The sequence below is a fragment of the Cryobacterium sp. 10S3 genome (assembly GCF_034344045.1).
Taxonomy (GTDB): Bacteria; Actinomycetota; Actinomycetes; order Actinomycetales; family Microbacteriaceae; genus Cryobacterium; species Cryobacterium glucosi.
Window position 1 is genome coordinate 1,562,537 of sequence record NZ_CP133773.1, and the last position, 25,919, is coordinate 1,588,455.

A 25,919-nucleotide genomic window follows, 5' to 3' on the forward strand; every position below is an offset into this window, starting at 1 on the left:
TCGTGAATTCTGCTTGGGGTGCTCCGGTGGCAGGACCAGCGGCACGATCGGGTGGGCGCGCAGGCTGCGCGCCAGTGCAGGGCCGTGTCCATGACAGACTTGACCCAATGCCCCCCATGCTACCGGCCCGCCAATTCAGTGCGCTGCGCCTTGCCGACGTCCTGTCAAGTTGCCACGCTGCGGTCCTCGGCCGGGAGAATGCGCTTGCCCTCGCCGCTGTCGACAAGGCCGTCGTCGTGCTCGTCGACGGCCTCGGCGTCAGCTCGCTGCGGGCACGGGCAGGCCACGCCCGGTACCTCATGTCGAAACTGACCAGGGCCGGGGTCGTCGATACGGTCTTCCCCGCCACGACCGCCGCAGCGATCACGAGCCTGACCACCGGGGTCGAACCCGGTCGGCACGGGCTCGTCGGCTACCGGGCCCTCGACGCCGCCAACGACAGGGTCGTCAACCAGCTGAGTGGCTGGGACGAACGGATGCCGCCGGAAACGTGGCAGCGGACCCGTACCGTCTTCGAACGCGCCGCCGATGACGGTGTGCCGAGTTTCACCATCGGCCCGAAGCGCTACGCCCACTCCGGATTCACCCTCGCGTCCCTCCGTGGTGCGCACTACGTGCCGGCGGAGAGCATCTCCGATCGGTTCGCGGCGGCCCGTGCCCTGCTGGACACCGAGTCGCGCGCCCTCGTCTACCTGTACGTGCCCGAACTCGACGTCGCCGCACACGCGCACGGCTGGGAGTCCGCGAAATGGCTCGCGGCCCTCGAGGCCCTCGACTCCGCCGCCGGGCGCTTCGCTGCCGGTATGCATCGGGACGAGGGGCTCATCGTCACCGCAGACCACGGCGTCCTCGACGTCCCCGCCACGAAACACGTGCTCTTCGACAGCGTTCCCGAACTCGTCGCGCCGGTGCGGCACATCGGGGGAGACCCGCGCTGCCTCTACCTGTACCTCGACGAGTCCCGCGGCGACGCCGGAACGTCCGCATCAGAGGCGGCGACCACGCTGGCCGAAACCTGGCGCGAGGTCGAGGGCGACCGGGCGTGGATCTTCACGCGTGCGGAGGCGGTCACGGCCGGACTCTTCGGCAGGGTCGATGACGAAGTGCTGCCCAGGATCGGCGACGTGATCGTGGCCGCGCGGAAGGCCGTCGCATACTACGACTCCCGCGAGCCGAACCAGTCCGCCCGGTCGATGATCGGCCAGCACGGGTCGCTCACGGACGAGGAACTGCGCGTCCCCGTGATCCGCGACGGTGCCTTCGGCGCGTAGCCGCGGCTTCCGCCCGGGGGAACACCTCAGGCCCGCCCCCGGGGGGACGGGCCTGAGGGAGAGCCTGATGCTCAGGAGGGGTACTGGCCGCGCTTGACCTGGGGCTTCGGAAGCCGCATTGCTCGCAGCTGGAGCGCGCGCATCGCCGCATACCAGCGCACGCGCTCCGCCTTCGCGTCGCCGAACTTCGCCTTGACCTTCCGGGTGAGGGTGAAGCCGAGCACCGTGCAGTCCACGACGGCGATGAGGAAGAAGGCCCAGAGCGCGAGGATCCCGTAGGTCTGCACGTTGCGGTCGGGGAAGAACGTGAGGAGGATGACGAGGAACATCACCGGGATCATGAACTCGCCGATGTTCACCCGGGCGTCCACGTAGTCGCGCACGAAGCGCTTCTGCGGACCACGTTCGCGGACGGGGAGGAACTTGTCCTCACCCGCGGCCATGCCGATCCTGGCCCTGTCGCGGGTCTCCGCGGACTTGGCGCGTGCCTGGCGTGCGGCGAGCTTGCGGTCGTCGGGCACGAGGGGGCGCCGGTTGGCGGCCTCCTGCTCCTTACGACTCGGCGTCGGCTGGCCCTTCCCTTCCGGGTGGCCGGCGGGGTGGGCGGCCGCGAGGCGCGCCCTCGTCTCGTCGATCGATTCGATCGGCGGTTGTGCGTCTGGGTTCACTGGCTTGGCCACATCAGTTCCTTGCAATTAGTTGGCTTAAGATTACCTGATGACCGTTACCCCAGATACTGCACCCGAAGCCGCACTCGCCGACGCGCCTGTGCGCGCCGCGGTCGAGGCCGCCCTTCCCGCCACGATTGCCGACCTGTGCGCCCTCGTGCGCATCCCGTCCGTGTCCTGGGACGCGTTCGATCCGGCCAGGGTGGCGGAAAGCGCGGAGGCCGTCGCCGCCCTGGTGCGGGGGCTCAACGTCTTCGACGAGGTTGTCGTGACCCGGTCGGGAATTCCCGGCACCACGGAACTGGGCCAGCCTGCCGTGCTCGCCCACCGGCCGGCCCGCAACGGCCGACCCACGGTCCTGCTCTATGCCCACCACGATGTGCAGCCCCCCGGCCACGACATCGACTGGGAATCCACCCCGTTCGAGCCGACCGTTCGCGGGGATCGGCTCTACGGAAGAGGCGCAGCGGACGACAAGGCAGGGGTGATGGCGCACGTAGCGTCGATCCGGGCACTCGCCGAGACGGCCGGCCCCGACTTCGACCTCGGAATCGCCGTGTTCATCGAGGGTGAGGAGGAGTTCGGCAGTCGCTCGTTCGCGGCATTCCTCGAGGACAACCGGGAGTCGCTCCGCGCCGACGTCATCGTCGTCGCCGACTCCAACAATTGGGACGTGGACACCCCCGCCCTCACGGTCGCCCTGCGGGGCAACGTCACCTTCCGACTGACCGTGCGCACTCTCGACCACGCCTCCCACTCCGGAATGTACGGGGGAGCGGTGCCCGACGCCATGATGGCGACTGTGCGCCTTCTCGCGAGCCTCTACGCGGAAGACGGCTCCGTGGCCGTCGACGGGCTCACGAGTCGGGACGTCCCCGCACCCGAATACACCGAGGAACAGCTGCGCCTGGAAACCGGCCTCCTCGATGGTGCGACGCCCATCGGCCACGGCCCGCTGCTCAGCAGGCTCTGGTCCCAGCCCGCCATCACGATCACGGGCATCGACGCCCCGAGCGTCGCGAACGCGTCGAACACCCTGTCCCCGGTCGTGAGCGTGCGTCTCAGCACCCGGATCGCACCAGGACAGCCCGCTGCTGAGGCTTACCAGGCCCTCGAGGCGCACCTGCGCGCCCACGTCCCGTACGGGGCGAGCATCACCATCGACGACGTCGACACCGGCGAGGCGTTCCTCGTCGACGACAGCGGCTGGGCCGTGCCGCTCGCGCTCGGTGCGATGACGGATGCCTGGGGCAAGCCCCCGGTCAACGTCGGCATCGGCGGCTCCATTCCGTTCATCTCGGACCTCGTGCGGGTGTTCCCGGAGGCCCAGATCCTCGTCACGGGTGTCGAAGACCCCGATTCCCGGGCGCACAGCCCCAACGAGTCCCTCCACCTGGGCGTGTTCAAACGGGCAGTCCTCGCCGAGGCGTTCCTGCTCGACCGGCTCAACCGCCGCACCGGGACTCTGGAGGCCCCCACCCGATGAACCCATCAGCCCCGGTCAGAGACGAGAGACCGGCAGGCGGGAATTACTGCGGCGGACTCACCGTTGCTGCAGGTAGAATCTGTCAGAATTCGAGCACAGCGCAAGGAGCGTCATGACCGACACCATCACAACCAGCACCGCCGCCCACGGAGTGGGCCTGAGCGAGGCCGCAGCGCTGAAGGTACGAAGCCTGCTCGCCCAGGAGGGCCGTGAGGACCTGCGCCTCCGCGTCGCCGTCCAGCCCGGCGGCTGCTCCGGCCTCATCTACCAGCTCTACTTCGACGAGCGTGTGCTCGACGGTGACGCGCTCGTCGACTTCGACGGTGTCGAGGTCGTCGTCGACAAAATGAGCGTTCCGTACCTGGACGGGGCCTCGATCGACTTCGAGGACACCATCCAGAAGCAGGGCTTCACCATCGACAACCCCAACGCCGGCGGCAGCTGCGCCTGCGGGGACTCGTTCAGCTAGGGAACCACAGACGATGCCGGGCGGGCCGCCCGGCATCTTGGCGTGGATTCGTTACCGGATCAGCGCCTGCGCTGCACCCCGAAGCGCATCCCGCGCAGTAGGCTGTCATTCACATAGAGGCACTTCCGATGAAGTGATGTCGAGACTCCCCGAAAGGTTACTGGTGCGCAAAAACCACCGTCTCCGATGGGCTGCAATTCCGATCGCAGCGTCGTTGGTCATTGTTCTAGCGGGGTGCACCCAAGCCCAGCTCCACGGCTTCCTGCCCGGCTTCGTCGAGGGCGAACCGGCGGTGACGAACCAGACCGACCGCGTCGCCGGACTCTGGACGACATCCTGGATCGTGCTCCTGATCGTCGGCCTGATCACCTGGGGCCTGACAATCTGGGCCGTGATCGTCTACCGGCGCCGCAAGGGCCAGACCGGACTTCCGGTCCAGCTGCGGTACAACATGCCGATCGAGATCTTCTACACGATCGTTCCTCTCATCCTCGTCATCGGTTTCTTCGCATTCACCGCGAGGGACCAGGCCGCCATCGAGGCCCGCTTCGACTCACCGGACGTGAAGATCGAGGTCATCGGCAAGCAGTGGGCCTGGGACTTCAACTACGTCAACGAGAATGTCTACTCCGCCGGCATCCAGGGCCAGCCGAACCTCGACGGGCCCAAGGGCTCGCTCGTCGAAGCCGAGTTGCCGACGCTGGTCCTCCCGGTGGGCAAGAAGGTCGAACTCGCGCTCGAATCCCGCGACGTCATCCACTCCTTCTGGGTCATCGACTTCCTCTACAAGAAGGACATGATCCCGGGGAAGACCAACTACATGTCGGTCATCCCTGAACGGATCGGCACCTATTCCGGCAAGTGCGCCGAGCTGTGCGGTGAGTACCACTCGCTCATGCTCTTCAACGTCAAGGTCGTGTCAGAGGCCGACTACGAGGCGTACACGGCCTCGCTCAAGGCCGCGGGCAACTCCGGGCAACTCGACAACGGGTACAACCGCAACCAGAATCTTCCGGGCACGTCCGCCCCGGCGGTAGAGGAAGGCAAGTAGGCCATGACCACAACCGCACCCGCAGCACCCGCGACGCCGGCAGCCCCGGCCGCTACCCGTCGTCCCACGGGCGTCGAGCGCAAGGGCAACGTCCTCGTCCGCTGGATCACCTCCACCGACCACAAGGTGATCGGGTACATGTACCTCATCACCTCCTTCGTCTACTTCTGCCTCGCCGGCGTGATGGCGCTCGTCATCCGCGCGCAGCTCTTCGAGCCCGGCCTCGAGGTCGTGCAGACCAAGGAGCAGTACAACCAGCTCTTCACGATGCATGGAACGATCATGCTGCTGATGTTCGCGACGCCGTTGTTCTTCGGCTTCGCGAACTCGCTGATGCCCCTGCAGATCGGCGCTCCTGACGTCGCCTTCCCGCGCCTCAACGCCTTCTCGTTCTGGGCATTCTTCTTCGGCAGCCTCATCGCCGTCGGCGGGTTCCTGACGCCGCAGGGAGCAGCATCCTTCGGCTGGTTCGCCTACCAACCGCTCGCGAGCACGACCTTCTCGCCCGGCGTCGGCGGAAACCTGTGGATGGTGGGCCTGGGACTGTCCGGTTTCGGCACCATTCTCGGCGCGGTGAACTTCATCACGACCATCATCACGATGCGCGCCCCCGGCATGACCATGTTCCGGATGCCGATCTTCACCTGGAACACGCTCGTCACCTCGCTGCTGGTCCTGATGGCGTTCCCGGTGCTCGCCGCGGCCCTCCTTGCAGCGGCCTCTGACCGCATCTTCCTCTCGCACATCTACGACCCGGCCAACGGCGGTGCCATCCTCTGGCAGCACCTGTTCTGGTTCTTCGGCCACCCCGAGGTGTACATCATCGCGCTGCCGTTCTTCGGCATCGTCTCCGAGGTGTTCCCGGTCTTCAGCCGCAAGCCGATCTTCGGGTACAAGACGCTCATCTACGCGACCATTTCGATCGCCGCCCTGTCGGTGGCGGTCTGGGCCCACCACATGTACGTGACCGGTTCGGTGCTGCTGCCGTTCTTCTCGCTCATGACGATGCTCATCGCGGTTCCGACCGGTGTGAAGATCTTCAACTGGATCGGCACGATGTGGCGGGGGTCCCTGACCTTCGAGACGCCGATGCTGTGGGCGCTCGGCTTCCTCGTCACCTTCACGTTCGGCGGGCTCACCGGTGTCATCCTCGCCTCGCCGCCGCTCGACTTCCACGTCTCCGACACGTACTTCGTCGTGGCGCACTTCCACTACGTCATCTTCGGAACCGTCGTGTTCGCCATGTTCAGCGGCTTCTACTTCTGGTGGCCGAAGTGGACGGGCAAGATGCTCAACGAGAGCCTCGGCAAGTGGCACTTCTGGTTCCTGTTCATCGGATTCCACACCACCTTCCTCGTGCAGCACTGGCTCGGAGTGGTCGGCATGCCGCGCCGCTACGCCTCGTACTCTCCGGAGGACGGCTTCACCTGGATGAACCAGCTGTCCACCATCGGGTCGATGATCCTCGCCGTCTCGATGATCCCGTTCTTCCTGAACGTGTACATCACTGCCCGCAAGGCGCCGAAGGTCACGGTCAACGACCCGTGGGGCTTCGGAGCCTCCCTCGAGTGGGCCACGTCGTGCCCGCCGCCGCGGCACAACTTCACGTCGATTCCGCGCATCCGCTCAGAGCGGCCGGCCTTCGACCTCAACCACCCCGAGGTCGCCATGCCGGTCGGGATCGGGCCGGGCAAGGACGCGCCCGATGCCCCCGTCTACGACGCCGCAACGAACGAGGTCAAATAAATGAGGGCAAACACCAACCTGCTCTGGCTGCTCGCGGGCTTCTTCGCCCTCGTCACGGTCGCGTACATCGTTTGGGGTCTCGTCGACCCGCACCAGCACAGCATCGAATGGGCGGGAACCTTCGCCCTGGCACTGAGCTCCGTGTTCGTGAGCTTCGTCGCCTTCTACCTGTCCCGGGTGCACGGCGCTCAGGGAGGAGAGCTTCCAGAGGACCGCCTCGACGCCAACGTCGACGACGGCGATCCCGAAGTCGGCTTCTTCAGCCCGTGGAGCTGGTGGCCCATCCTCCTCGCCGCGAGTGCTGCGTTGCTTTTCCTCGGCCTCGCGATCGGGTTCTGGATCTCGATCATCGCGGTCGGCATCGGCGTGATCTGCCTCATCGGCTGGGTCTACGAGTACTACCGCGGTAACTTCGCGCGCTAGCCGGTCCGCGAAAGCGGGTGAGCAGTCGGTCTCGATTCCTGAGAACGACGGCTCCCGCTTTCGCGTTAATGGGGGAGAGCGTGCAGGGCGCGGCGCCGGAAGCCGAGCACGTCGAAGGAGAACGTCACGGGACTGCGGGAAGGCCAGCGGCCTGCGATGGCCTCCGTCCCGGTGTGATGTGCCGACGGGCCCATGCCGATCAGGACGGCAACGGCGTCCGCGCCGAGGTCGTGACGACTGGTGACCCTGATCCGGGTCTCCAGGGCGAACCAGGGCTGCAGGGAGTCCCTGAGGTCCTCGGCTTTGTTCGGCGGGATATCGAGGGCCAGTCCGGCATCCCTGAGCTCGCGGAGATGGTCATCGTGGGGAACGACGACGGCGAGGAGACCCCTGTCGCGCAGCACGCGATGGAATTCGGCCGGGTTCCGCGGTGCGAAGACGTTCAGGAGGGCATCGGCGACTCCGGTCCGCACCGGAAGGTCGGCCCAGACGTCGGCGACGAGCCCGTCCACCTGCGGCGGTTCAGGGAGTTTGCCGCCTGAGGCTGCAGCATGTTCGTGCCCAGGCGCGGCGACGGTGCGGGCAGCGGCCACAGTTCGGGCCACGGCGACGGGGGAGAGGTCCATTCCGAGGTATCCGGCGGTCGGACAGGCTTCGGTCACTCCGCGGAGGTAGTACCCGGTGCCACAGCCGATGTCGAGCACCCGAGCGGGCTGTTCCGCTGCGACGAGCGTCGTGACGGCCGTGCGCAGGTCTTCGTACCAGCCGGCTTCGAGGAAGGCCTCACGTGCGTCGAGCATCGCGGCGCTGTCACCGACCACGTGGCTGCGCCCGCCCAGGAGCGACAGATAGCCGCGCCGGTTGGCGTCGAAGGAATGCCCGGAAGCACACCGCAGCACGAGGCCGCCGTTCGCCGCGAGGGGCGACAAACAGTTCGGGCACCTAAGCCACTCCGACAGGGTCTGGAGGGACATCGATGCCCGATCTGTTCATGTTGTGTTGTGGTGATTGTGGAACTACCGCTGGTTAGTGGTGGTCTCCGTGGCTCTGCTCGAGCTCCGTCGTGGTGACCGGAACAATCCGGTCCTCGAAGAACCAGCGAGAGAGTCCGCCGCGCAGGCGCTGGCCGGTCGTGATCTTGCCCTGGTCGTTCGGGCGGATCATCAGCGGCTTGTAGTCCGAGTAGCTCACGAGCTTCCAGCGCTCGTACTCGTCGACGGGCTGGTGCACCTCGATGTACTCGCCACCGGGCAGGCGGACGATCCGGCCGGATTCGTAACCGTGCAGGACGATCTCGCGATCCTTCTTCTGCAGCGCGAGGCAGACTCGCTTGGCGACGAAGAACGCGATGAACGGTCCGACGATCGTGGCGAACTGACAGGCGTGGATGACGCCCTCCATCGTCACGTGGAAGTGCGTGGCGATGATGTCCGAGGATGCGGTCGACCAGAGCGCGGCGTAGAACGTCACGCCGGCCGCGCCGATCGCCGTGCGGGTCGGGGCGTTGCGCGGGCGATCGAGGATGTGGTGCTCGCGCTTGTCCCCGGTGACCCAGGCCTCGATGAAGGGGTAGATCAACACGACCAGGATGAAGAGTCCGAGGCTGATCAGAGGGATCAGGATGTTGAACGACCAGGTGCGATCGAGCCAGACGAACTCGAGTCCCGGCGGAATCAGGCGCAGGGCCCCGTCGGCAAAGCCGATGTACCAGTCCGGCTGGGTACCCGCCGAGACGGGGGAGGGGTCATAGGGTCCGTAGTTCCAGATCGGGTTGATCGTGAACAGTGAGGCGATCAGCATCACGACACCGAAGACGATGAAGAAGAACCCGCCGGCCTTGGCGGCATAGACCGGGAGGACCGGGTAGCCGACGACGTTCTGGTTCGTGCGTCCGGCACCGGGGTACTGGGTGTGCTTGTGCACGACGACGAAGAGCAGGTGCATCGCGATGAGGGCGATGATGATCGCGGGCAGCAGCAGGATGTGGAGCGAGTAGAGCCGACCCACGATCGCCTCGCCCGGGAACTCGCCGCCGAAGAGCAGGAAGGAGATCCAGGTTCCGATCAGCGGGATGCCCTTGACCATTCCGTCGATGATCCGCAGGCCGTTGCCGGAGAGCAGATCGTCGGGGAGGGAATATCCGGTGAAGCCCTCTGCCATCGCGAGGATGAACAGGATGAAGCCGATGACCCAGTTGAGTTCGCGGGGCTTGCGGAACGCACCCGTGAAGTAGATCCGGAGCATGTGCAGGCCGATGGACGCCACGAACAGCAGCGCAGCCCAGTGGTGCACCTGGCGCATCAGGAGGCCGCCGCGGATGTCGAAGGAGATATTGAGCGACGAGGACATCGCCGCCGACATTTCGACGCCCTTGAGCGGAACGTACGAGCCTTCGTAGTGGACGGGTGCCATCGAGGCGCTGAAGAAGAACGTCAGGAACGTCCCGGACAGCAGGATGATGACGAAGCTGTAGAGGGCAACCTCACCGAGGAGGAAGGACCAGTGGTCTGGAAAGATCTTCCTGCCGAGTTCCTTCACCGCGGTGGAGATGCTCGTGCGCTCGTCGATGTAGTTCGCCGCCGCGCCCGTGAAGCCGCCGTTGGTTTTCGTCGTCTCGACCACGCCTGTGGTCGTTTTCGTGATACTCAATGCCGCTCCCAGAAACTCGGTCCGACGGGTTCAGTGAAATCGCTCTGCGCAATGAGGTAGCCCTCAGAGTCTACGGCGATGGGCAGCTGGGGGAGCGGCCGCTTGGCCGGCCCGAAGATGACCTCGCAGTGGTTCGACACGTCGAACTGTGACTGGTGGCACGGGCAGAGCAGGTGGTGGGTCTGCTGTTCGTAAAGGGCGACGGGGCAGCCGACATGGGTGCAGATCTTGGAATACGCGACGATGCCGTCGTACGACCAGCCTGCACGCTCGGGGAGTTCGTTGAGGTCCTCGGGCTTGAGGCGCATCAGCAGCACGGCCGCCTTGGCCTTCTCTTCCAGACGACCGCTCGGCAGGTCCTGCAGACCCTCCGGAATGACGTGGAAGGCGGAGCCGAGGGTGACGTCCGAGGCCTTGATTGGTGTGCCGGTCGGGTCGATCGCCAGCCGGGTCCCCTTCGTCCACATCGTGTGGGTGAGCAGCTCGGAAGGGTTCTCGTTCATCGGGCCGAGGCCGCGGAAGAGCACGACCGCGGGAAGGGGGAAGGCGATGAGCGCGCCGATCAGGCTGTTCCGGATGAGGCTACGTCGTCCGATCCCGGATTCCTCGTTGGCTTCGGCGAAGATTTCGACCGCCCTGGCCCTCGTCTCGTCTGAGCCGCGGACGGGGTGCCGGACATCGATGCCTTCGTGGTCGCTCATCAGCGCCTTGCCCCAGTGGACGGCGCCGATGCCGATCGCCAGGAGCGCGAGGGCCAGACCGAGGCCGATGAAGAGATTGTTCAGCCGCACGGAACCCGGGTCGGTTTCCACGATCGGGAACGCCATGTACGCGGCGATAGCAAAAACGCTGCCGACGATCGAGAGGTAGAAGAGCGTGTACACCGTGCGCTCGGCACGGCGCTCGGCGCTCGGGTTCAGGTCGGTGACGCGGGGGCGGTGCGGCGGGAATCCGGGGTTGTCCACGGCGTCGCGCACGACAACGGCCGTGCCGGCGTTCGCGGGGTCGTGCCCGGCGCCGGAGTCAGCAGCGGTGAGGTCCTTCCCGCTGTTATCGTCCGTGGCCATTGTGCTCCTTTGTCTGCTGTGTGTCGTGCAGTTGTGTGCTGAGCAGGTGTGTCTGCTGCATGATTCTGATTCCGCGCCCTGTTCGGATGCGGGTCAGTTCGATTTTGCGGTGATCCACACCGTCAACCCGACGATCGCGCCGAGTCCGAAGATCCAGAGGAACAGTCCTTCGGAAACCGGACCGAGCGAGCCGAGGGCGTATCCGCCCGGGGACGGGTTGTTCTCGAGGTACTTGAGGTACGTGATGATGTCGCGTTTGCTCTCCGGTGAGATGTTCATGTCGTTGAAGACCGGCATGCTCTGCGGTCCCGTGATCATGGCCTCATAGATGTGCTGGGCGGAGACGCCGTCGAGTGCGGGTGCGAACTTGCCCTCCGTGAGGGCGCCTCCGGCGCCTGCGACGTTGTGGCACATCGCGCAGTTGATGCGGAAGAGCTCGGCGCCCTTGGCGGAATCGCCCTGCGCGTCGAGGTACCGCGCATCCGGGATGGCCGGCCCGGGGGCGAGGGAGGCGACGTATGCGGCGAGGGCTGCGATCTGTTCGTCCGTGAACACGACGGCCTTCTTCTCAGCCTGAGGCCCGTCCATCTGCATGGGCATCCGGCCGGTGCCGACCTGGAAATCGACGGATGCCGCACCGACACCGATGAGGCTCGGGCCGGATCCGGTTCCCGCGGCGCCGAGGCCGTGGCAGGTGGCGCAGTTGCTCGCGAAAAGCTTCTGGCCCTCTCCGATGGTCTGCTGAGACGAGGCATCCGTCTGGGCACTCGCGGTGCTCGTGCTGAACAGCGCATAGGCGCCGCCCGTGAAGAGGAGGCCGATGGCGATCAGGGCGACACTGGCAAGTGGGCTGCGGCGGCCGGACTTGCGCACGCGGGCCGGCTTGGGGGTGTTGGTCTTGGTCATTCTGAGGTGTCCGCTCCGGATCTCTATTTGAGGACGTAAATGACGAGGAAGAGGCCGATCCAGACGACATCGACGAAGTGCCAGTAGTACGAGACGACGATGGCGCTCGTCGCCTCCTTGTGACCGAAGTTCTTGACCGCGAACCCGCGGCCGATGACGAGGAGGAAGGCGATCAGGCCGGCCGTGACGTGGATGCCGTGGAAGCCGGTGGTGAGGTAGAACGCCGATCCGTATGCGTTGCTCTGCAGCGAAACGCCCTCGGAGACCAGGGTGGCGTACTCCCAGATCTGCCCGGAAACGAAGACGGCGCCGAGGGCGTACGTCAGGAAGAACCACTCGACCATGCCCCACTGGCTGGGCTTCCAGCCCGTTGAGCGGGCCTGGAGACGCTCCGCGGCGAACACGCCGAACTGGCAGGTGATCGACGAGGAGACGAGGATCAGGGTGTTCACGAGTGCGTAGGGAAAATTGTGCTTCTCGGCTTCGAATTGCCAGAGTTCCGGCGATGTCGACCGGAGCGTGAAGTAGATGGCGAACAGGCCCGCGAAGAACATGACTTCGCTGCCCAGCCACACAATGGTGCCGACAGCAACGCTGTTGGGCCGATTAACCACGGGCGCTGTGGCTGAATAAGTTATCGAAGGGCTCGTCACTCGTCCATTATGGCCGATTTCGCAGCCGGGGTGCGCACCATGCGGACGCGGGTGCGTCATTTACCCAAAAGGTGACCAGATTGGAACGAAAGCGCCGCTGGAGCAGATTCGGAACGCGGGAGCCGATGCGCTTAAGATCGGTTTCATGCTCGAAATCCAGTCCTGGCCCAATGTCCTCAGCGCCCTGCTCAGTGGAGAGGACCTGAGTGTCTCCGATGCGGCGTGGAGCATGGAGCAGGTGATGCAGGGGCACGCGACCCAGGCCCAGATCGCCGGGTTCCTCGTCGCCTTGCGCGCCAAGGGGGAGACCGTCGACGAGATCGTCGGTTTTCGTGACGCCATCCTCGAGCATGCCGTCGCCCTCCCGGTCAACCCGATGGCGCTCGATATCGTCGGCACCGGCGGTGACCGTTTCGGCACCGTCAACATTTCGACGATGGCTTCGATCGTCTGTGCCGGCGCGGGCGTTCCGGTGATCAAGCACGGGAACAGGGCCGCGAGTTCGGCATCGGGCGCCTCGGACGTGCTCTCGGCGCTGGGCATCGACCTGACCCTCTCCGCCGAGAAGGTCGCCGAGATCCTCGAGGCGACCGGGATCACCTTCGCCTATGCGGCGGCATTCCACCCAGGATTCCGTCACGCCGGACCGGTCAGGGCCGAGCTGGGCATCCCGACGGTGTTCAACTACCTCGGCCCGCTCTGCAACCCGGCGCGTCCGGAAGCCTCCGCTGTCGGTGTCGCCGGACTCGACCGGGTACCGCTCATCGTCGGTGTCTTCCAGACCCGCGGAGCTGCCGCGCTCGTCTTCCGCGGGGACGACGGTCTCGATGAACTCACGACGACCGGTCACAGTCACGTCTGGGAGGTCTCCCGGGGACTCGTGACCGAGCATGACATCGACCCGCGCGAGCTCGGCATCCGCCGCGCCTCGATGAGCGAACTCCTCGGCGGCGATCCGGCGCACAACGCGGAGGTCGTGCACCAGACGCTCGCCGGACAGGCGGGCGCCGTGCGCGACATCGTGCTCCTCAACGCAGCGGCCGGTCTTGTCGCCTTCGATCTTGCGAAGAATCCGGTGTCCGCGCAGTCGAGCATCCTCGACCGATTCCGCGACAAGCTGGCCGTGGCAGCGGAATCCATCGATTCAGGGGCCGCTACGGCCAAACTCGCCGAATGGGTCGCGGCCAGCCGCGCCTAGCCAGCCTGCACGCACCGATTCGACGGAGATTCTGGTGGGAAAGCGCCTGAGACGCGCTCCCGCGTGTGTGGAACCCGGAATCTCCGTCGAATCGGTTGGTTGTGCGGCAGCGAGTTGTGCGGCTTAGAGCACGTCCTCGTCGACCCAGCCGAAGGTCTTCGTGACGGCCTTCTTCCAGTTGCGCAGCTGCCGGTCGCGCTCGGCGACCGTCATCTGCGGCGTCCAGCGACTGTCCTCCTGCCAGTTGGCGCGGAGCTCGTCGAGGTCGCTCCAGAAGCCGACCGCGAGGCCGGCCGCGTATGCGGCACCGAGCGCCGTGGTCTCCGCGACGACGGGCCGGACGACGGGCACACCGAGGATGTCGGCCTGGAACTGCATGAGCGTGTTGTTGGCGATCATGCCGCCGTCGACCTTGATCTCGGTGAGCGGGACCCCGGAGTCGGCGTTGACGGCGTCGATCACCTCCCGGGTCTGGAACGCGGTCGCCTCGAGGGCCGCCCTTGCGATGTGACCCTTGTTCACGAACCGGGTCAGCCCGACGAGGGCGCCCCGGGCGTCCGAACGCCAGTACGGCGCGAACAGCCCGGAGAATGCCGGCACGAAGTAGGCGCCGCCGTTGTCGTCGACGGACTTCGCGAGCGTCTCGACCTCTTCGGAGGAACTGATCATGCCGAGGTTGTCGCGCAGCCACTGCACGAGCGCGCCGGTGACGGCGATCGAGCCCTCGAGCGCGTAGTGCGTCTCGCCGTCGCCGAGCTTGTAGCCCACGGTCGTGAGGAGGCCGTTCTGGGAGTGCACGATCTCGGTGCCGGTGTTGAAGATCAGGAAGTTACCGGTGCCGTAGGTGTTCTTCGCCTCGCCCTGGTCGAACGCGGCCTGGCCGAACGTTGCGGCCTGCTGGTCGCCGAGGATGCCCGAAATCGGGGTCTCGCGCAGCAGGCTGTGTTCGCTCGCGATGCCGTAGACCTCGGAGGAGGAGCGGATCTCGGGCAGCATCGACCGGGGCACGTTGAAGGCGGCGAGGATGTCGTCGTCCCATTGCAGGGTTTCGAGGTCCATGAACAGCGTGCGGCTCGCGTTGGTGACGTCGGTCGCGTGCACGCCGCCCTCGAGGCCGCCGGTGAGGTTCCAGAGCACCCAGGAGTCCGTCGTGCCGAACATCAGCTCGCCGGCATCCGCCTTGGCCCTGGCGCCTTCGACGTTCTCGAGGATCCAGACGATCTTCGTGCCCGAGAAGTACGTGGCGAGCGGCAGGCCGACCTGCTTCTTGAAGCGTTCGACGCCGCCGTCGGCGGCGAGGCGGTCGACGATGGGCTGGGTGCGGGTGTCCTGCCAGACGATCGCGTTGTAGACGGGGAGCCCGGTGGTGCGGTCCCAGACCACGGCGGTCTCGCGCTGGTTGGTGATGCCGACGGCGGCGATGTCGTGCCGGGTCAGGTTCGCCTTGGACAGCGCCTGCCCGATGACCTCACGGGTGTTGTTCCAGATCTCCATCGGGTCGTGCTCGACCCAGCCGGCCTGGGGGAAGATCTGCTCGTGCTCGAGTTGTCCGGTCGAGACGATCGAACCGGCCTTGTCGAAGATGATCGCCCGCGAACTCGTGGTGCCCTGGTCGATGGCGATGACGTATTGGGCCATGGAATACCTCCTTGTATTGTTCTGACACGTTGTGCTGAGACATACTGACTACTGATGGACATGCAGAAGCCGACCGGTCGGTCCTGGTTGGGGAACCGGCCGGTCGGCAGGCGCACTAGGTGAGAATGGGCAGGAGAGCGTACGAGGCCCATCCGGCGAGGACGCCGCCGATGACGGGGCCGACGACCGGCACCCAGGAGTACGCCCAGTCGGACGAGCCCTTGCCCTTGATCGGCAGGATGAAGTGCGCGATGCGCGGTCCGAGGTCACGGGCCGGGTTGATCGCATACCCGGTCGGGCCACCGAGCGAGGTGCCGATCACGATGACAAGCAGAGCCACCGGCAGGGCGCCCAGGGCCGCGAGGCCGCCGGACGTGCCCTGGCGACCGCCGCCGAAGGCGATCACGACGAACACCAGCACGAAGGTGCCGATGATCTCGGTGACGAGGTTCCAGCCGTAGGAGCGGATGGCCGGACCGGTCGAGAAGACGCCGAGCTTGTTCGCCGGGTTCGGTTCCTGGTCGAAGTGCTGCTTGTAGGCGAGCCAGCAGAACACGGCCCCGATGATGGCGCCGAGGAACTGAGCCGCGATGTAGACGAGCACCGACAGGAAGTTCACCGGGACCCCGGAGCCGAACTCGGTCGCGCCCGATGCGACGAGGCCGAGGGTGACGGCGGGGTTCAGGTGCGCACCTGAGTTGTACGCCACGATGACGCCGGAGAAGACGGCGAAACCCCACCCGATGGTGACCATCAGGAAGCCGCCGCCGAGACCTTTGTTCTTGGCCAGGGCGACGTTGGCTACGACACCGGTACCGAGGAGGACGAGCATCGCGGTGCCCACGACCTCCGACAAAAATACGACTCCAATATTGTCCACGTTGACCTTCCTAGGTAGGGCTCGAGCGCTGAACAGTCTGGTCGCGGTGAGCGACTGGCAACACCATAGCGCGCTGGTATCCCGAGCGAAATGGGCAGGTCGAGGCGTGGTTCGTCCCTTACTTCCCCGGCTACCTGCGCGTAGGTTAAGGACAGCTCCGTATCGAATCGCACGATGCGACGCCGACCGATCGTCACCATCCGACCCGAAGGAAGAGTCATGAAAAAGCTCGTCAATGATCCCAAGAACGTTGTCGATGAGGCCGTGGCCGGCTTTGCAGCCGCGCACGGCGACATCGTGCGCGTATCCAGCGACCCTACTTTCATCGTCCGCGCCGATGCCCCGGTGTCGGGCAAGGTCGGCCTGGTCAGCGGAGGCGGAAGCGGCCATGAGCCGTTGCACGGCGGATTCGTCGGCGTCGGCATGCTCGACGCCGCCGTGCCAGGCGCGGTCTTCACCTCGCCGACCCCCGATCCCATCCTCGCGGCGACGCAGGCGGTCAACGGCGGCGCAGGGGTGCTGCACATCGTGAAGAACTACACCGGCGACGTCCTCAATTTCGAGACGGCTGCCGACCTGGCCCTCGCGGATGGGATCGAGGTCCGCACGGTCATCGTCAATGACGACGTCGCCGTGAAGGATTCGCTGTACACCGCCGGACGTCGCGGAGTCGCCGGAACGGTCCTCGTCGAGAAGATCGCCGGAGCTGCGGCCGAACGCGGCGATGACCTCGCCTCCGTTGCCGCCGTCGCGGAGAAGGTGATCGGGCAGGTGCGCACGATGGGTGTGGCGCTGACGCCGTGTGTCGTCCCGCACGCGGGAGAACCGAGCTTCACCCTCGCAGAGGACGAGATCGAAATCGGCATCGGCATCCACGGCGAGCCGGGCCGGGAGCGGATCAAGCTCGAACCCGCAGACGCCATCGTCGACCGTCTCCTCGGACCGATTCTGGAGGACATCCCGTTCGTGAGCGGGGATTCGGTGCTCCTCCTCGTCAACGGCATGGGCGGCACTCCCCAGATCGAGCTCTATATCGTCTTCCGGAGGGCCGCCGAGGTCCTTGCTGCCAAGGGGATCACTGTCACGCGGACGCTGGTCGGGAATTTCACCACCTCCCTCGAAATGCAGGGCATGTCCATCACGGTTCTCAAGCTCGATGACGAGCTCACCGCGCTCTGGGATGCGCCGGTGCAGACTGCGGCGCTACGGTGGGGACGGTAGAAGGAGATTCGATGAATCTGAGTGTCACCTGGGCTGAAGCCTGGATCCGGCAGTGTGTGGACGTTATCGCTGACCATCGTGTGGAGCTGATCACCCTCGACAGGGACATCGGCGACGGCGACCACGGCGAGAACATGGACCGTGGTTTCCAGGCGGTGCTGGGGAAACTCGACACGCTCCCGGCAGACGCCGTTCCCGGCGACGTCTTCAAACTCGTCGCGACGACACTCATTTCCACGGTGGGCGGCGCCGCGGGGCCGCTCTACGGAACGGCTTTCCTGAAGGCGGCCGTCGCCGTGGCGGGGAAGCCGGACCTGGACGGTGCCGCGGTCGTCGCACTCCTGACGGCGGCACGCGACGGAATCGTGCTCAGGGGCAAGGCGGAGAGCGGCGACAAGACCATGGTCGACGCCTGGACGCCCGCTGTGAACGCTGCAGCGGCCGCGGAACGCGCCGGAGCGACGCCCGTCGCCATCCTCGTCGAGGCCGCGGATGCTGCGGAGGCCGGCGCGGTTGCGACGGAGCCGCTCATCGCGCACAAGGGACGCGCGAGTTACCTCGGCGAACGCGCCATCGGGCATCGCGATCCGGGTGCCCAGTCCAGTGCCCTGCTTCTGCGTGCTGCCGCCGACACCGCCGAGCAGGTTGCGGATGAGTGATTCAGAACCCGCCGTCCCCGCCGTACTCGTCGGCCTTGTCTTCGTGTCGCACAGCTCGCTGATCGCGAGGGGCCTCGTCGATCTCGCCCGCCAGATGGCTCCGACCGTGCGGATGCTGCCGGCGGGCGGCACCGACGACGACCGGATCGGAACGAGCTTCGCCAAGGTGGCGGCGGGCATCGAGGCCGCAGAAGCAGGCAGGGGAGTCGTCGTGCTTTGCGACCTCGGCTCCGCAATCCTGACGGCGGAATCAGCGCTCGATTTCCTCGATGACGACACTCGATCCCGGGTCGTCATCGTCGACGCACCCCTTGTCGAGGGCGCCGTCGCCGCCGCCGTCGCCGCACAGATCGGTGGCGACCTGCCTGCCGTGGAGTCTGCGGCCCGGTCGGCTGGGGCAGCGTACTCGGGTGCGCCCTCGGCCCAGGCGCCGGTCCCGGCCGCAGATGCCGGGTCCGGTCAGTCGGGGGCCGACACGACGGTGATGAGGACGGTGACCCTGATCAACGCTGACGGCCTGCACGCCCGGCCCGCCGCGGAGTTCGTGACCCTCGCCGCGACGCTCGGCGTTCCGGTCACGGTCAATGGCCGCGATGCCGCGAGCCTGCTGGCCATCATGGGCCTCGGGTTGACCCGGGGCGCACGGGTTGAACTCTCGGCAAGCGGTGCCGGCGCGGCCGCGGCGGTCGACGCCCTTGCCACACTCCTCGAATCGGGGTTCGGCGAGGCCTGAGAGTCCCGGGGGAGCCAGCGGCACGGCGGAAGATCGCGCCGGGAAATTTCGGCTCATACCGACCCGATTGGTTCTATGCTGGCCGCATGATCCAGGACACCACAGTGCCGTGCCCCGTGTGCGGCCATGCCATGAGTGAACACACGATCGTGCACGGCGTGCACGACACGATCCTGAACTGTCCGGTGCCCCATCCGGGCGCCTGGGACAGGGACGCATTCGAACCTGTGAACGAGTTCGGCATGGTCACCCACCAGCACCCTGCGGAGGACCCTCCCGTTCACGGCTGAATTCTCCTGCTCCGCACCTGCAACGGCTGGTCAGCGTACGAGTTCACCAAGAATTTCCCCGGATGCCCTATTGTCTGCAGTGCAGATCTCCTGCACAACGTCGTCCCACCTAATCCAGACGGTATCCATCGAATGAGCGCCACAGCCAAGCGTGTGATCGGGCTCGTCCTCGCGGGCGTGCTCGTCGTCGGCGTGGTCATCGTCGTGGTCGGCGGTCGCCTGTTCGGAGCACCGACAGGGACGGCTCCGGTGACCACGGACCTCGCTGTCGTCCACGGGGTCATCGGCTCGGAGAAGAAGCCGTTCTTCGACGACCCGGCCGTCCGGGCGGTCTTCGCCGAGAAGGGCCTCGACGTCGAGGTCGTGACGGCGGGATCACGCCAGATCGCCACATCCGTCGACCTCACCGGAGTCGATTTCGTGTTCCCGTCCTCCGCGCCCGCCGCCGAGAAGATCCGGCGCGAAGCCGGGGCGCGCAGCGTGTTCTCACCGTTCTACTCGCCGCTCGCCATCGCGACCTTCACGCCGATCGTGACCCTCCTGCAGTCCGCGGGGATCGCGAACCAGGACGCCGCGGGCACCTGGCACCTGAACGTCGCGGAATACCTCAAGGCCGTCGCCGCGGGAACCCGCTGGAATCAGCTCCCCGGTGCGGCGGCGAGCTACAACAGCTCCCGTTCGATCCTGATCTCCAGCACGGACATCCGCCAGTCGAACTCAGCGGCCATGTACCTTGCGATCGCGTCCTACGTCGCCAACGGGAACAGCGTCATCAGCTCCGCCGACGCGGAGGCCGCCGTCATCGACCCGATGGCCGCACTCTTCCTCGAGCAGGGCTTTTCGGCCTCCTCCTCCGAGGCACCATTCGAGGACTACCTCTCCCAGGGAATCGGCTCGAAACCGCTCGTGATGGTCTACGAGGCACAGTTCCTCGGCCGGCAGATGAGCGTCACCGGCCGCAGTGCCATCACCCCTGACATGGTCCTGATGTATCCGGACCCGACCGTGCTCTCCAAACACACGGTGGTCCCGCTGACCGAGCAGGGAACCCAGGTCGGCGAACTCCTCCAATCCGACCCCCGCCTCGCCCGGCTCGCGGCGCAGTACGGGTTCCGGCCTGCCGACCCGGCCGTGTTCACGGCAGCCCTCGCCGGCAACGGCCTCGCGGCGCCCGCAAGCCCCGTCAACGTCATCGACCCGCCGAGCTACGAGACGCTCGAGGCGATGATCACGACCATCAGCGGGCGGTACGACACCCCTCTTGCCTCACCAGACGCCAACGTCGACAAATGACCCGACGAACACCCGCCGAACGATCCCCGGAGACCAAGGAGCACCATGGCAGACTCATCCCTCGATCTGAGCACTCCCACACCGGGCGAGAGGCCGGCCGCCGCTGCAACGACAGCACCGCGCGTCGACACCGGACTTGTGCTCGTGCCGCCGAACGCTGTCCCGGACATCGGTGGCACCCAGGCCAGCGCGATGATGCCGATCGACGACGCCCGCACTGAGGAACTCGCCGGACGAGCCAGGGCCTTCGTCGCCGACCTCATCGACCGCGATCCCTCGGCCCCGGAATTCCAGAAGAAGATCTCGGACGTGGCCCAGATGGGCCGGGACGAGATCCGGGCCGCGTCCGAGGTCAGCAACCGGATGCTCCAGCGCCCGGTCGCAGCGCTTGCCGCCGCGCGCGGAAAAGGCGACGAGGCCGACGCGCAACGGCGCGTCGCCAGCACACTCGTCGAACTGCGCGGAACGATCGAAGACCTTGACCCGTCCAGGGCCGACGGCGGGGTCGCCCAGTTCCTCCTGAACCTGATCCCGTTCCGGGACAAGCTCCGCAGCTATTTCGCCCGGTACGCCTCCGCACAGAGCCAGCTCAACAAGATCATCCACTCGCTTCAGAACGGCCAGGACGCCCTTCTCAAGGACAATGCGGCGGTCGAGGGGGAAAAGGTGCGGCTCTGGGAGACGATGAATCGCCTGCAGGAGTACGCCCTCCTCACGAGCGCCCTCGACACCCAACTGGTGGAACAGATCGACACGGTCAGGACGACCGACCCGGCCAGGGCCGACGCGCTCACGAGCGATCTCCTCTTCACGATCCGACAGAAGCACCAGGACCTGCTCACCCAGCTCGCCGTGAGCGCCCAGGGCTACCTCGCCCTCGACGTCGTGCGGAAGAACAACGTCGAACTCATCAAGGGCGTCGAACGGGCAACGACGACGACCATATCCGCCCTGCGCACGGCCGTGATCGTGGCACAGGCACTGGCCAACCAGAAGCTCGTCCTCGACCAGATCACCGCCCTCAACACGACGACCTCGAACCTGATCGTCTCGACCTCGCAGATGCTCAAGACCCAGTCTGTCGCCATCAGCGAGCAGTCGGCATCCGCCACCATCAGCCTCGAATCGTTGGAAACGGCCTTCCAGAACATCTACGAGACTATGGACGCCCTGGACAGCTACAAGCTCAAGGCGGTCGCGACGATGGCCCAGACGGTCGACACCCTTCAGACCCGCCTGGCCGAGGCAACCGCATACCTCGAGCGAGCCCGGCCGGAAGCTCGCTGAGCATGCTTCGCCTCCTGAGGAGCTTCGGCGTGGTCGCGGTCGCGGCGCTGCTGCTGGCGGGCTGCACCGTTGCGCAGCCGAACGAGCAGGACGGCCTGCCCAACGACGCCACGACTCTTCGGGTCCTTGCGGGCAGCGAGGTCAAGGACATGGCTCCGATCCTGGAGTCCGCGGCCGCGGACAAGGGAATCCGGGTGGTCTTCGACTACACCGGCACCCTCGCCGGCACGGAACTCGTCGCATCCGGTCGTGCCGTCGGTCGCTACGACGCGACGTGGTTCCCGAACAACCGCTACCTGTCGCTGCTTCCCGGGGCGGCCAAGGCCGTCTCCTCGAGCGTCAAGATCATGAGCTCCCCGGTCGTCCTCGGGCTTCGGCCCGCAGTGGCGGCGCGGCTCGGCTGGGACTCCGCCCCGCCGACCTGGGCGGACCTCGCCACCGCCGCTGCCGACGGTGAATTCACCTACGGCATGACCAATCCCGCGGCCTCGAACTCCGGGTTCAGCGCCCTCGTGGCGGTCGCGACGGCACTGTCCGGAACGGGAACCGCGCTCACCGATGCGGACGTCACTGCGGTCGGTCCTGAGCTGACCCGGTTCTTCTCCGGGCAGAAACTGACCGCCGGGTCCTCCGGCTTCCTTGCTGACAAATTCGTCGCAGACCCCACCCTCGTCGACGGCGTCATCAACTACGAGTCCGTACTCCTCGGTCTCGCCGGCAAGGGTGCACCGCTCACGATCGTCCGGCCGACCGACGGAGTCGTCACGAGCGACTATCCGCTCACCCTGCTGGCCTCGGCCGACACGGGCAAGCGTCCACTCTTCGACACCCTGACGGCCTGGCTCACCACTGACGCCGTACAGAAGCGAATCGTGTCGGAGACCCACCGTCGGCCAGGCGTTCCCGGGATCGACACCGGGTCGGCCTTCCCGGCCGGCATCCTCTTCGAGACGCCGTTCCCGAACACGCTGGACGTCGCCAACACCCTGATCGCGACCTACCTCGACACGGTGCGGGCTCCCGCGCAGACGCTCTTCGTGCTCGATACCTCCGGGTCGATGGCGGGGGAGCGGCTCACCGCGCTCCAACAGGCGCTCAAGAACCTCGCCGGGGCAGATTCCTCGACGACGGGCGGTTTTGCCGCGTTCCGCAACCGTGAGCGCGTGACCCTGATCCCGTTCAGCACCGCCCCGGATACCCCGACGATCGTCGACGTGCCTGCGGCGGACAAGACCGAGGCCCTGCAACGGATTCGCGATGTCGCGGATGGACTCTCCGCAGACGGCGGCACGGCGATCTATGCCTCGCTGGAGCGGGCGTATGCCCTCGCGCGGCAGCAGAAGGCCGAGCGGCCGGATACCTTCGTCTCGATCGTGCTCATGACCGATGGTGAGAACACCGACGGTGCAACGGCGAAGGACTTCGCGGACTACTACGCGGCCCAGGGTGCGGATACCCGGTCCATCGCGACCTACGTCGTTCTCTTCGGCAATGGCAACGTCGATGAGCTCACGAGCGTGGCGAAGCTCACGGGCGGGCAGGCCTTCGACGCCCTGAACGGCGACCTGTCGAGCGCGTTCCAGGACATTCGTGGGTACCAGTAGCGTGTCGCGGTGGCTCGCCTCCACGAAGAACATCGTGGGTTCGGTACTCGGCATCGCGACCCTCGGCGCGCACGTCGCCGTCGGCCTCGGTCCGCTGTGGCCCGTTGTCGTCGTCGCGATGTACGCGGTCGGCGCGCTCGTCGCACCGCGAGACAGGGTGGACCTGCGGCCGGGACCACTGCATGGAGACGGGGGAGTGGCGTCAGCCGCGGACCTTGCTGCCCAGCTGGCCGTGCTGAGGAGATCGATGACGGCGGAGAACCGCCGCCTGCCGGACGAAGCGACCTCGAGGCTCGCCCGAATCCTGGATGCCCTCGATCAGGTCATCGCCCGCTGGACGGACCTGACCGAAGCGGCCGATCAGGCTCACACGGTAGAGCAGATGATCCTCGACTACCTGCCCACGTCGATCCAGCGGTTCCTGAACCTGCCGCGGAGCTTTGCGATCGCAAGCCGGGTCGAAGGGAAGAAGACGGCTGAGGACGAACTGATCGAGCAGTTGGACATCCTCGAGACGGAGAGCGATCGCATCCGCACCGCACTCTACGCGAAAGACCTCGCGGCGCTCGAAGACCAGAGTCGTTTCCTGCGTGAGAAATTCGGCCGATCCGAACTGGACCTCTGATTCAGGCGAGCCCGGGCAGGGGGACCGGCGGCGCCGGTGCGACGGGGGCCGCTGGGCGATAGGTCGCGATGATGACACCCGTGCTCGTCGTCGTGCTGTCGACGAGGTCGAGGGATGCCGAGGGGCCACCGTCCGGGAAGAGGCGTCGACCGGTGCCGAGCACCAGGGGGTGGATCAGGAGCGTGTACTGGTCGATCAGGCCCCAGCGCATCAGTGCACGCACGAGCTCGCCGCTGCCGAGGATCACGATGTCCTTGCCGGGCTGCTGGCGCAGTTCCGCGACGGTCGTCGTCGCCTCACCGCTCAGGAGGATCGAGTTGTTCCAGGCCAGGGGGCCGGGGAGGGTCATCGACGTCACGTACTTCGGGATGTTGTTGATCACCTCGGTATACGGGTTCTCCAGGGTCATCGCCGGCCAGATCGAAGCGAAATCCGCGTACGTCTTGCGTCCGAAGAGCAGGGCGCCGGCATCGCCGATTCCCGCGGCCATGACGCTGCCCATCACCGAGTCGGCATAGGGCTGGGCCCAGCCGCCGAGGTCGAAGCCGTCCCGGCGATCCTCGTTCGCCCGGCCGGGCGCCTGCATCACGCCATCGAGGGTCACGCTGTTGGTGACCACGATTCTGCTCATCGAAATCCTTTCCTCCGTCTGCAAACTTACTGCCCGATGCCGAATCTCCTAATTCGGGGGACAACAGATGACGCCTGCTCCAGACAGCCTTTCACCTTCTTGACAAAAAATATTGTCGGTGGAAGGCTGGTTGCATGCTCGAAGTCGCCGTCATCGACACCGCCGGAGCGGCGGCAGCGTCGCTCGAGCCCACACGGAGCCGGCTGCTCGCCGAGCTCGGCGAACCGGGTTCGGCCACGACCCTGGCGGCCAGGCTCGGCCTGCCGCGCCAGAAGGTCAACTATCACTTGCGCGAACTGGAACGCCACGGTCTCATCGAACTCATCGCCGAGCGTCGCAAGGGGAACATGACCGAGCGGGTGATGCGGGCGACGGCACAGTCATTCGTGATCTCGCCAACGGCGCTCGGGGGAGTGGCTCCCGATCCGCGGCGTGGCGTGAATGAATTCTCGGCGCGCTGGATGCTCGCGGTTGCCGCCCGGCTCGTCCAGGAGGTCGGAATCCTGCTCGACCGCGCGGGGCGCGCACACCGCCCGCTTGCCACATTCACAATCGACAGCGAGCTGCGCTTCGCTTCGGCGGCCGATCGTGCCGATTTCAGCGCGGAACTCGCTCTCACGGTCGCCACCCTCGTCACGCGCTACGACGCGCCGCAGTCCCCGGGCGGTCGCGCCCACCGGCTCGTCCTCGCGCTGCACCCGAGCATCACCCGACCTCCGGAAGAACCCGGTAACCCAGCAGACAAGGAGAACTGACATGAGCAAGGACTTCGAGATCGTCGTCGAGGGGGAGTTCCCCGGCGATCCTGAACAGATGTGGGACGCCATCACCCAGAACACGGCGGCGTGGCTGTTCCCGACGGACGACATGCCCGGGGTTGACCTGGTCTCGGAGCGCCCGACCCATCACGTGAATCGGATGGAGGGACCCGACGGCTGGTTCAACCAGCTCGAACAGGTCATCGAACCGCGTCCGGGTGGGCATTCGTTCCTCCGCTGGGTGCACAGCGGCGTCATCCAGGACGACTGGGACAACCAGTACGACAGCGCGAGCAAGCACACCCTGTTCTACCTGCACACCCTGTCCGAGTACCTCGAGCACTTCGCCGGCCGCAGTGCCGTCTACGCCGATGTCCAGGGACCGGAGGCCTCTTGCGGTCCCGAGGGATTCGAGACGCTCCGGAGCGCACTGGGTTTGACTCCCACGTCGGCCGTGGGGGAGACCGTCACCGTCGCCCTGCCCGGAGTCCCGGCGGGAACGGCAAGCGTCGACTGGAACGCAGAGCACTTCATCGGCCTCCGCACGGCCGACGGTCTCTACCGATTCTTCGGTCGGAACGCCTTCGGTGCTGTCGTCGGGCTGACCGTGCACCGGTTCGGCGACATCGGGAGCGCGGGACTTCCCGAGGACTGGAAGACCTGGCTCGACGCCCTGTATGGCTGACGCCGGTCGGGAAGCAACGTCCGGGGAC

26 protein-coding genes are annotated in these 25,919 nt (G+C 66.4%); 17 read left to right on the top strand and 9 right to left on the bottom strand.

Annotated elements, in window-relative coordinates; all coding sequences use genetic code 11:
* Positions 1-107: 107 nt before the first annotated feature.
* The gene (locus RHM57_RS07260) at positions 108-1,271 is read left to right on the top strand and encodes an alkaline phosphatase family protein (RefSeq protein WP_322189678.1); all 1,164 of its coding nucleotides are present in this window, start codon (positions 108-110) and stop codon (positions 1,269-1,271) included.
* A 71-nt stretch (positions 1,272-1,342) separates the two neighbouring features.
* Here RHM57_RS07260 and RHM57_RS07265 read toward each other — a convergent pair whose 3' ends face one another.
* The gene (locus RHM57_RS07265) at positions 1,343-1,951 is read right to left on the bottom strand and encodes a DUF3043 domain-containing protein (protein ID WP_134446529.1); all 609 of its coding nucleotides are present in this window, start codon (positions 1,949-1,951) and stop codon (positions 1,343-1,345) included.
* A gap of 37 nt (positions 1,952-1,988) precedes the next feature.
* Here RHM57_RS07265 and RHM57_RS07270 point away from each other — a divergent pair, with 37 nt between their 5' ends.
* The 5 genes from RHM57_RS07270 to RHM57_RS07290 all read left to right on the top strand — a co-directional run bounded on the left by RHM57_RS07270 (position 1,989) and on the right by RHM57_RS07290 (position 7,114).
* Entirely contained in the window at positions 1,989-3,425 is a 1,437-nt protein-coding gene (locus RHM57_RS07270) for a dipeptidase (protein WP_134561090.1), read from the top strand.
* A gap of 112 nt (positions 3,426-3,537) precedes the next feature.
* Positions 3,538-3,894 carry an iron-sulfur cluster insertion protein ErpA gene (erpA, locus tag RHM57_RS07275; protein WP_134446531.1) on the top strand — a complete coding sequence of 119 codons (357 nt, stop codon included), beginning with the start codon at positions 3,538-3,540 and terminating at the stop codon, positions 3,892-3,894.
* A 163-nt stretch (positions 3,895-4,057) separates the two neighbouring features.
* Positions 4,058-4,945: a cytochrome c oxidase subunit II gene (gene coxB, locus RHM57_RS07280; protein ID WP_166787268.1), complete on the top strand. Its 888-nt coding sequence runs from the start codon at positions 4,058-4,060 to the stop codon at positions 4,943-4,945.
* 3 nt (positions 4,946-4,948) lie between these two features.
* A complete protein-coding gene (gene ctaD, locus RHM57_RS07285) occupies positions 4,949-6,691 on the top strand; it encodes a cytochrome c oxidase subunit I (protein ID WP_134446533.1) in 1,743 nt (580 codons plus the stop codon).
* Positions 6,692-7,114: a cytochrome c oxidase subunit 4 gene (locus RHM57_RS07290; protein ID WP_134446534.1), complete on the top strand. Its 423-nt coding sequence runs from the start codon at positions 6,692-6,694 to the stop codon at positions 7,112-7,114.
* 65 nt (positions 7,115-7,179) lie between these two features.
* On the opposite strand, the gene RHM57_RS07295 is transcribed toward RHM57_RS07290, so the two are convergent.
* From RHM57_RS07295 to RHM57_RS07315, 5 genes are all read right to left on the bottom strand, one after another.
* Positions 7,180-8,088 (bottom strand): methyltransferase, encoded by a 909-nt coding sequence (locus RHM57_RS07295; RefSeq protein ID WP_134446535.1) that lies wholly within the window; start codon positions 8,086-8,088, stop codon positions 7,180-7,182.
* A 52-nt stretch (positions 8,089-8,140) separates the two neighbouring features.
* Positions 8,141-9,763, bottom strand: coding sequence for a cytochrome b (locus RHM57_RS07300; protein ID WP_370294571.1), 1,623 nt, complete (start codon positions 9,761-9,763; stop codon positions 8,141-8,143).
* Positions 9,760-10,830: a ubiquinol-cytochrome c reductase iron-sulfur subunit gene (locus tag RHM57_RS07305; protein ID WP_134446536.1), complete on the bottom strand. Its 1,071-nt coding sequence runs from the start codon at positions 10,828-10,830 to the stop codon at positions 9,760-9,762. The genes RHM57_RS07300 and RHM57_RS07305 overlap by 4 nt, the downstream gene beginning before the upstream one ends.
* 93 nt (positions 10,831-10,923) lie before the next feature.
* On the bottom strand, positions 10,924-11,736 hold the full coding sequence (locus RHM57_RS07310; RefSeq protein ID WP_134446537.1) for a c-type cytochrome: 813 nt from the start codon (positions 11,734-11,736) through the stop codon (positions 10,924-10,926).
* A gap of 23 nt (positions 11,737-11,759) precedes the next feature.
* Positions 11,760-12,449, bottom strand: a complete 690-nt coding sequence (locus RHM57_RS07315; RefSeq protein WP_134446538.1) for a cytochrome c oxidase subunit 3 — start codon at positions 12,447-12,449, stop codon at positions 11,760-11,762.
* 85 nt (positions 12,450-12,534) lie between these two features.
* Here RHM57_RS07315 and trpD point away from each other — a divergent pair, with 85 nt between their 5' ends.
* Positions 12,535-13,587, top strand: a complete 1,053-nt coding sequence (gene trpD / locus RHM57_RS07320; RefSeq protein WP_134446539.1) for an anthranilate phosphoribosyltransferase — start codon at positions 12,535-12,537, stop codon at positions 13,585-13,587.
* A gap of 123 nt (positions 13,588-13,710) precedes the next feature.
* On the opposite strand, the gene glpK is transcribed toward trpD, so the two are convergent.
* Both glpK and RHM57_RS07330 read right to left on the bottom strand, forming a co-directional pair.
* A complete protein-coding gene (glpK, locus tag RHM57_RS07325) occupies positions 13,711-15,225 on the bottom strand; it encodes a glycerol kinase GlpK (RefSeq protein ID WP_322189680.1) in 1,515 nt (504 codons plus the stop codon).
* A gap of 115 nt (positions 15,226-15,340) precedes the next feature.
* Complete coding sequence (locus tag RHM57_RS07330) at positions 15,341-16,057, bottom strand: MIP/aquaporin family protein (protein ID WP_241975266.1); 717 nt, start codon at positions 16,055-16,057, stop codon at positions 15,341-15,343.
* A gap of 267 nt (positions 16,058-16,324) precedes the next feature.
* Between RHM57_RS07330 and dhaK the strand changes: the two genes are divergently transcribed.
* The 8 genes from dhaK (at position 16,325) to RHM57_RS07370 (ending at position 23,817) form a co-directional block, all read left to right on the top strand.
* The gene (gene dhaK / locus RHM57_RS07335) at positions 16,325-17,326 is read left to right on the top strand and encodes a dihydroxyacetone kinase subunit DhaK (protein WP_134446542.1); all 1,002 of its coding nucleotides are present in this window, start codon (positions 16,325-16,327) and stop codon (positions 17,324-17,326) included.
* Between the two features lie 11 nt (positions 17,327-17,337).
* Complete coding sequence (gene dhaL / locus RHM57_RS07340) at positions 17,338-17,985, top strand: dihydroxyacetone kinase subunit DhaL (RefSeq protein WP_134561095.1); 648 nt, start codon at positions 17,338-17,340, stop codon at positions 17,983-17,985.
* Complete coding sequence (gene dhaM, locus RHM57_RS07345; RefSeq protein ID WP_134446544.1) at positions 17,978-18,718, top strand: dihydroxyacetone kinase phosphoryl donor subunit DhaM; 741 nt, start codon at positions 17,978-17,980, stop codon at positions 18,716-18,718. Before dhaL ends, dhaM begins: the two co-directional genes overlap by 8 nt.
* Positions 18,719-18,804: 86 nt before the next feature.
* A complete protein-coding gene (locus tag RHM57_RS07350; protein WP_134446545.1) occupies positions 18,805-19,008 on the top strand; it encodes a hypothetical protein in 204 nt (67 codons plus the stop codon).
* A gap of 132 nt (positions 19,009-19,140) precedes the next feature.
* Positions 19,141-20,301, top strand: coding sequence for a hypothetical protein (locus RHM57_RS07355; protein ID WP_322135841.1), 1,161 nt, complete (start codon positions 19,141-19,143; stop codon positions 20,299-20,301).
* 45 nt (positions 20,302-20,346) lie between these two features.
* Complete coding sequence (locus RHM57_RS07360) at positions 20,347-21,588, top strand: toxic anion resistance protein (RefSeq protein WP_134558403.1); 1,242 nt, start codon at positions 20,347-20,349, stop codon at positions 21,586-21,588.
* Between the two features lie 2 nt (positions 21,589-21,590).
* Positions 21,591-23,192 (top strand): VWA domain-containing protein, encoded by a 1,602-nt coding sequence (locus RHM57_RS07365; RefSeq protein WP_134558402.1) that lies wholly within the window; start codon positions 21,591-21,593, stop codon positions 23,190-23,192.
* The gene (locus RHM57_RS07370) at positions 23,179-23,817 is read left to right on the top strand and encodes a hypothetical protein (protein ID WP_322135839.1); all 639 of its coding nucleotides are present in this window, start codon (positions 23,179-23,181) and stop codon (positions 23,815-23,817) included. The genes RHM57_RS07365 and RHM57_RS07370 overlap by 14 nt, the downstream gene beginning before the upstream one ends.
* 1 nt (position 23,818) lies before the next feature.
* On the opposite strand, the gene RHM57_RS07375 is transcribed toward RHM57_RS07370, so the two are convergent.
* A complete protein-coding gene (locus RHM57_RS07375; RefSeq protein WP_134446550.1) occupies positions 23,819-24,448 on the bottom strand; it encodes a dihydrofolate reductase family protein in 630 nt (209 codons plus the stop codon).
* A gap of 134 nt (positions 24,449-24,582) precedes the next feature.
* Between RHM57_RS07375 and RHM57_RS07380 the strand changes: the two genes are divergently transcribed.
* On the top strand, positions 24,583-25,203 hold the full coding sequence (locus RHM57_RS07380; RefSeq protein ID WP_322189681.1) for a helix-turn-helix domain-containing protein: 621 nt from the start codon (positions 24,583-24,585) through the stop codon (positions 25,201-25,203).
* A 1-nt stretch (position 25,204) separates the two neighbouring features.
* Positions 25,205-25,891 carry an SRPBCC domain-containing protein gene (locus tag RHM57_RS07385; RefSeq protein ID WP_322140807.1) on the top strand — a complete coding sequence of 229 codons (687 nt, stop codon included), beginning with the start codon at positions 25,205-25,207 and terminating at the stop codon, positions 25,889-25,891.
* The last annotated feature ends 28 nt before the right edge of the window (positions 25,892-25,919 follow it).

Bases quoted from the DNA above. Each gene is read 5' to 3' on its own strand.
- RHM57_RS07315 (WP_134446538.1), bottom strand. From the start codon at position 12,449: ATGACGCACCCGCGTCCGCATGGTGCGCACCCCGGCTGCGAAATCGGC.
- RHM57_RS07330 (WP_241975266.1), bottom strand. From the start codon at position 16,057: ATGCTCGTCCTCCTCGGTACCGGTGTCGTAGCCAACGTCGCCCTGGCC.
- RHM57_RS07270 (WP_134561090.1), top strand. From the start codon at position 1,989: ATGACCGTTACCCCAGATACTGCACCCGAAGCCGCACTCGCCGACGCG.
- trpD (WP_134446539.1), top strand. From the start codon at position 12,535: ATGCTCGAAATCCAGTCCTGGCCCAATGTCCTCAGCGCCCTGCTCAGT.
- RHM57_RS07295 (WP_134446535.1), bottom strand. From the start codon at position 8,088: ATGTCCCTCCAGACCCTGTCGGAGTGGCTTAGGTGCCCGAACTGTTTG.
- RHM57_RS07380 (WP_322189681.1), top strand. From the start codon at position 24,583: ATGCTCGAAGTCGCCGTCATCGACACCGCCGGAGCGGCGGCAGCGTCG.
- dhaK (WP_134446542.1), top strand. From the start codon at position 16,325: ATGAAAAAGCTCGTCAATGATCCCAAGAACGTTGTCGATGAGGCCGTG.
- RHM57_RS07350 (WP_134446545.1), top strand. From the start codon at position 18,805: ATGATCCAGGACACCACAGTGCCGTGCCCCGTGTGCGGCCATGCCATG.
- dhaL (WP_134561095.1), top strand. From the start codon at position 17,338: ATGAATCTGAGTGTCACCTGGGCTGAAGCCTGGATCCGGCAGTGTGTG.
- dhaM (WP_134446544.1), top strand. From the start codon at position 17,978: ATGAGTGATTCAGAACCCGCCGTCCCCGCCGTACTCGTCGGCCTTGTC.
- RHM57_RS07375 (WP_134446550.1), bottom strand. From the start codon at position 24,448: ATGAGCAGAATCGTGGTCACCAACAGCGTGACCCTCGATGGCGTGATG.
- RHM57_RS07355 (WP_322135841.1), top strand. From the start codon at position 19,141: ATGAGCGCCACAGCCAAGCGTGTGATCGGGCTCGTCCTCGCGGGCGTG.
- RHM57_RS07360 (WP_134558403.1), top strand. From the start codon at position 20,347: ATGGCAGACTCATCCCTCGATCTGAGCACTCCCACACCGGGCGAGAGG.
- glpK (WP_322189680.1), bottom strand. From the start codon at position 15,225: ATGGCCCAATACGTCATCGCCATCGACCAGGGCACCACGAGTTCGCGG.
- ctaD (WP_134446533.1), top strand. From the start codon at position 4,949: ATGACCACAACCGCACCCGCAGCACCCGCGACGCCGGCAGCCCCGGCC.
- RHM57_RS07290 (WP_134446534.1), top strand. From the start codon at position 6,692: ATGAGGGCAAACACCAACCTGCTCTGGCTGCTCGCGGGCTTCTTCGCC.
- RHM57_RS07365 (WP_134558402.1), top strand. From the start codon at position 21,591: ATGCTTCGCCTCCTGAGGAGCTTCGGCGTGGTCGCGGTCGCGGCGCTG.
- RHM57_RS07305 (WP_134446536.1), bottom strand. From the start codon at position 10,830: ATGGCCACGGACGATAACAGCGGGAAGGACCTCACCGCTGCTGACTCC.
- RHM57_RS07385 (WP_322140807.1), top strand. From the start codon at position 25,205: ATGAGCAAGGACTTCGAGATCGTCGTCGAGGGGGAGTTCCCCGGCGAT.
- RHM57_RS07260 (WP_322189678.1), top strand. From the start codon at position 108: ATGCCCCCCATGCTACCGGCCCGCCAATTCAGTGCGCTGCGCCTTGCC.
- erpA (WP_134446531.1), top strand. From the start codon at position 3,538: ATGACCGACACCATCACAACCAGCACCGCCGCCCACGGAGTGGGCCTG.
- RHM57_RS07310 (WP_134446537.1), bottom strand. From the start codon at position 11,736: ATGACCAAGACCAACACCCCCAAGCCGGCCCGCGTGCGCAAGTCCGGC.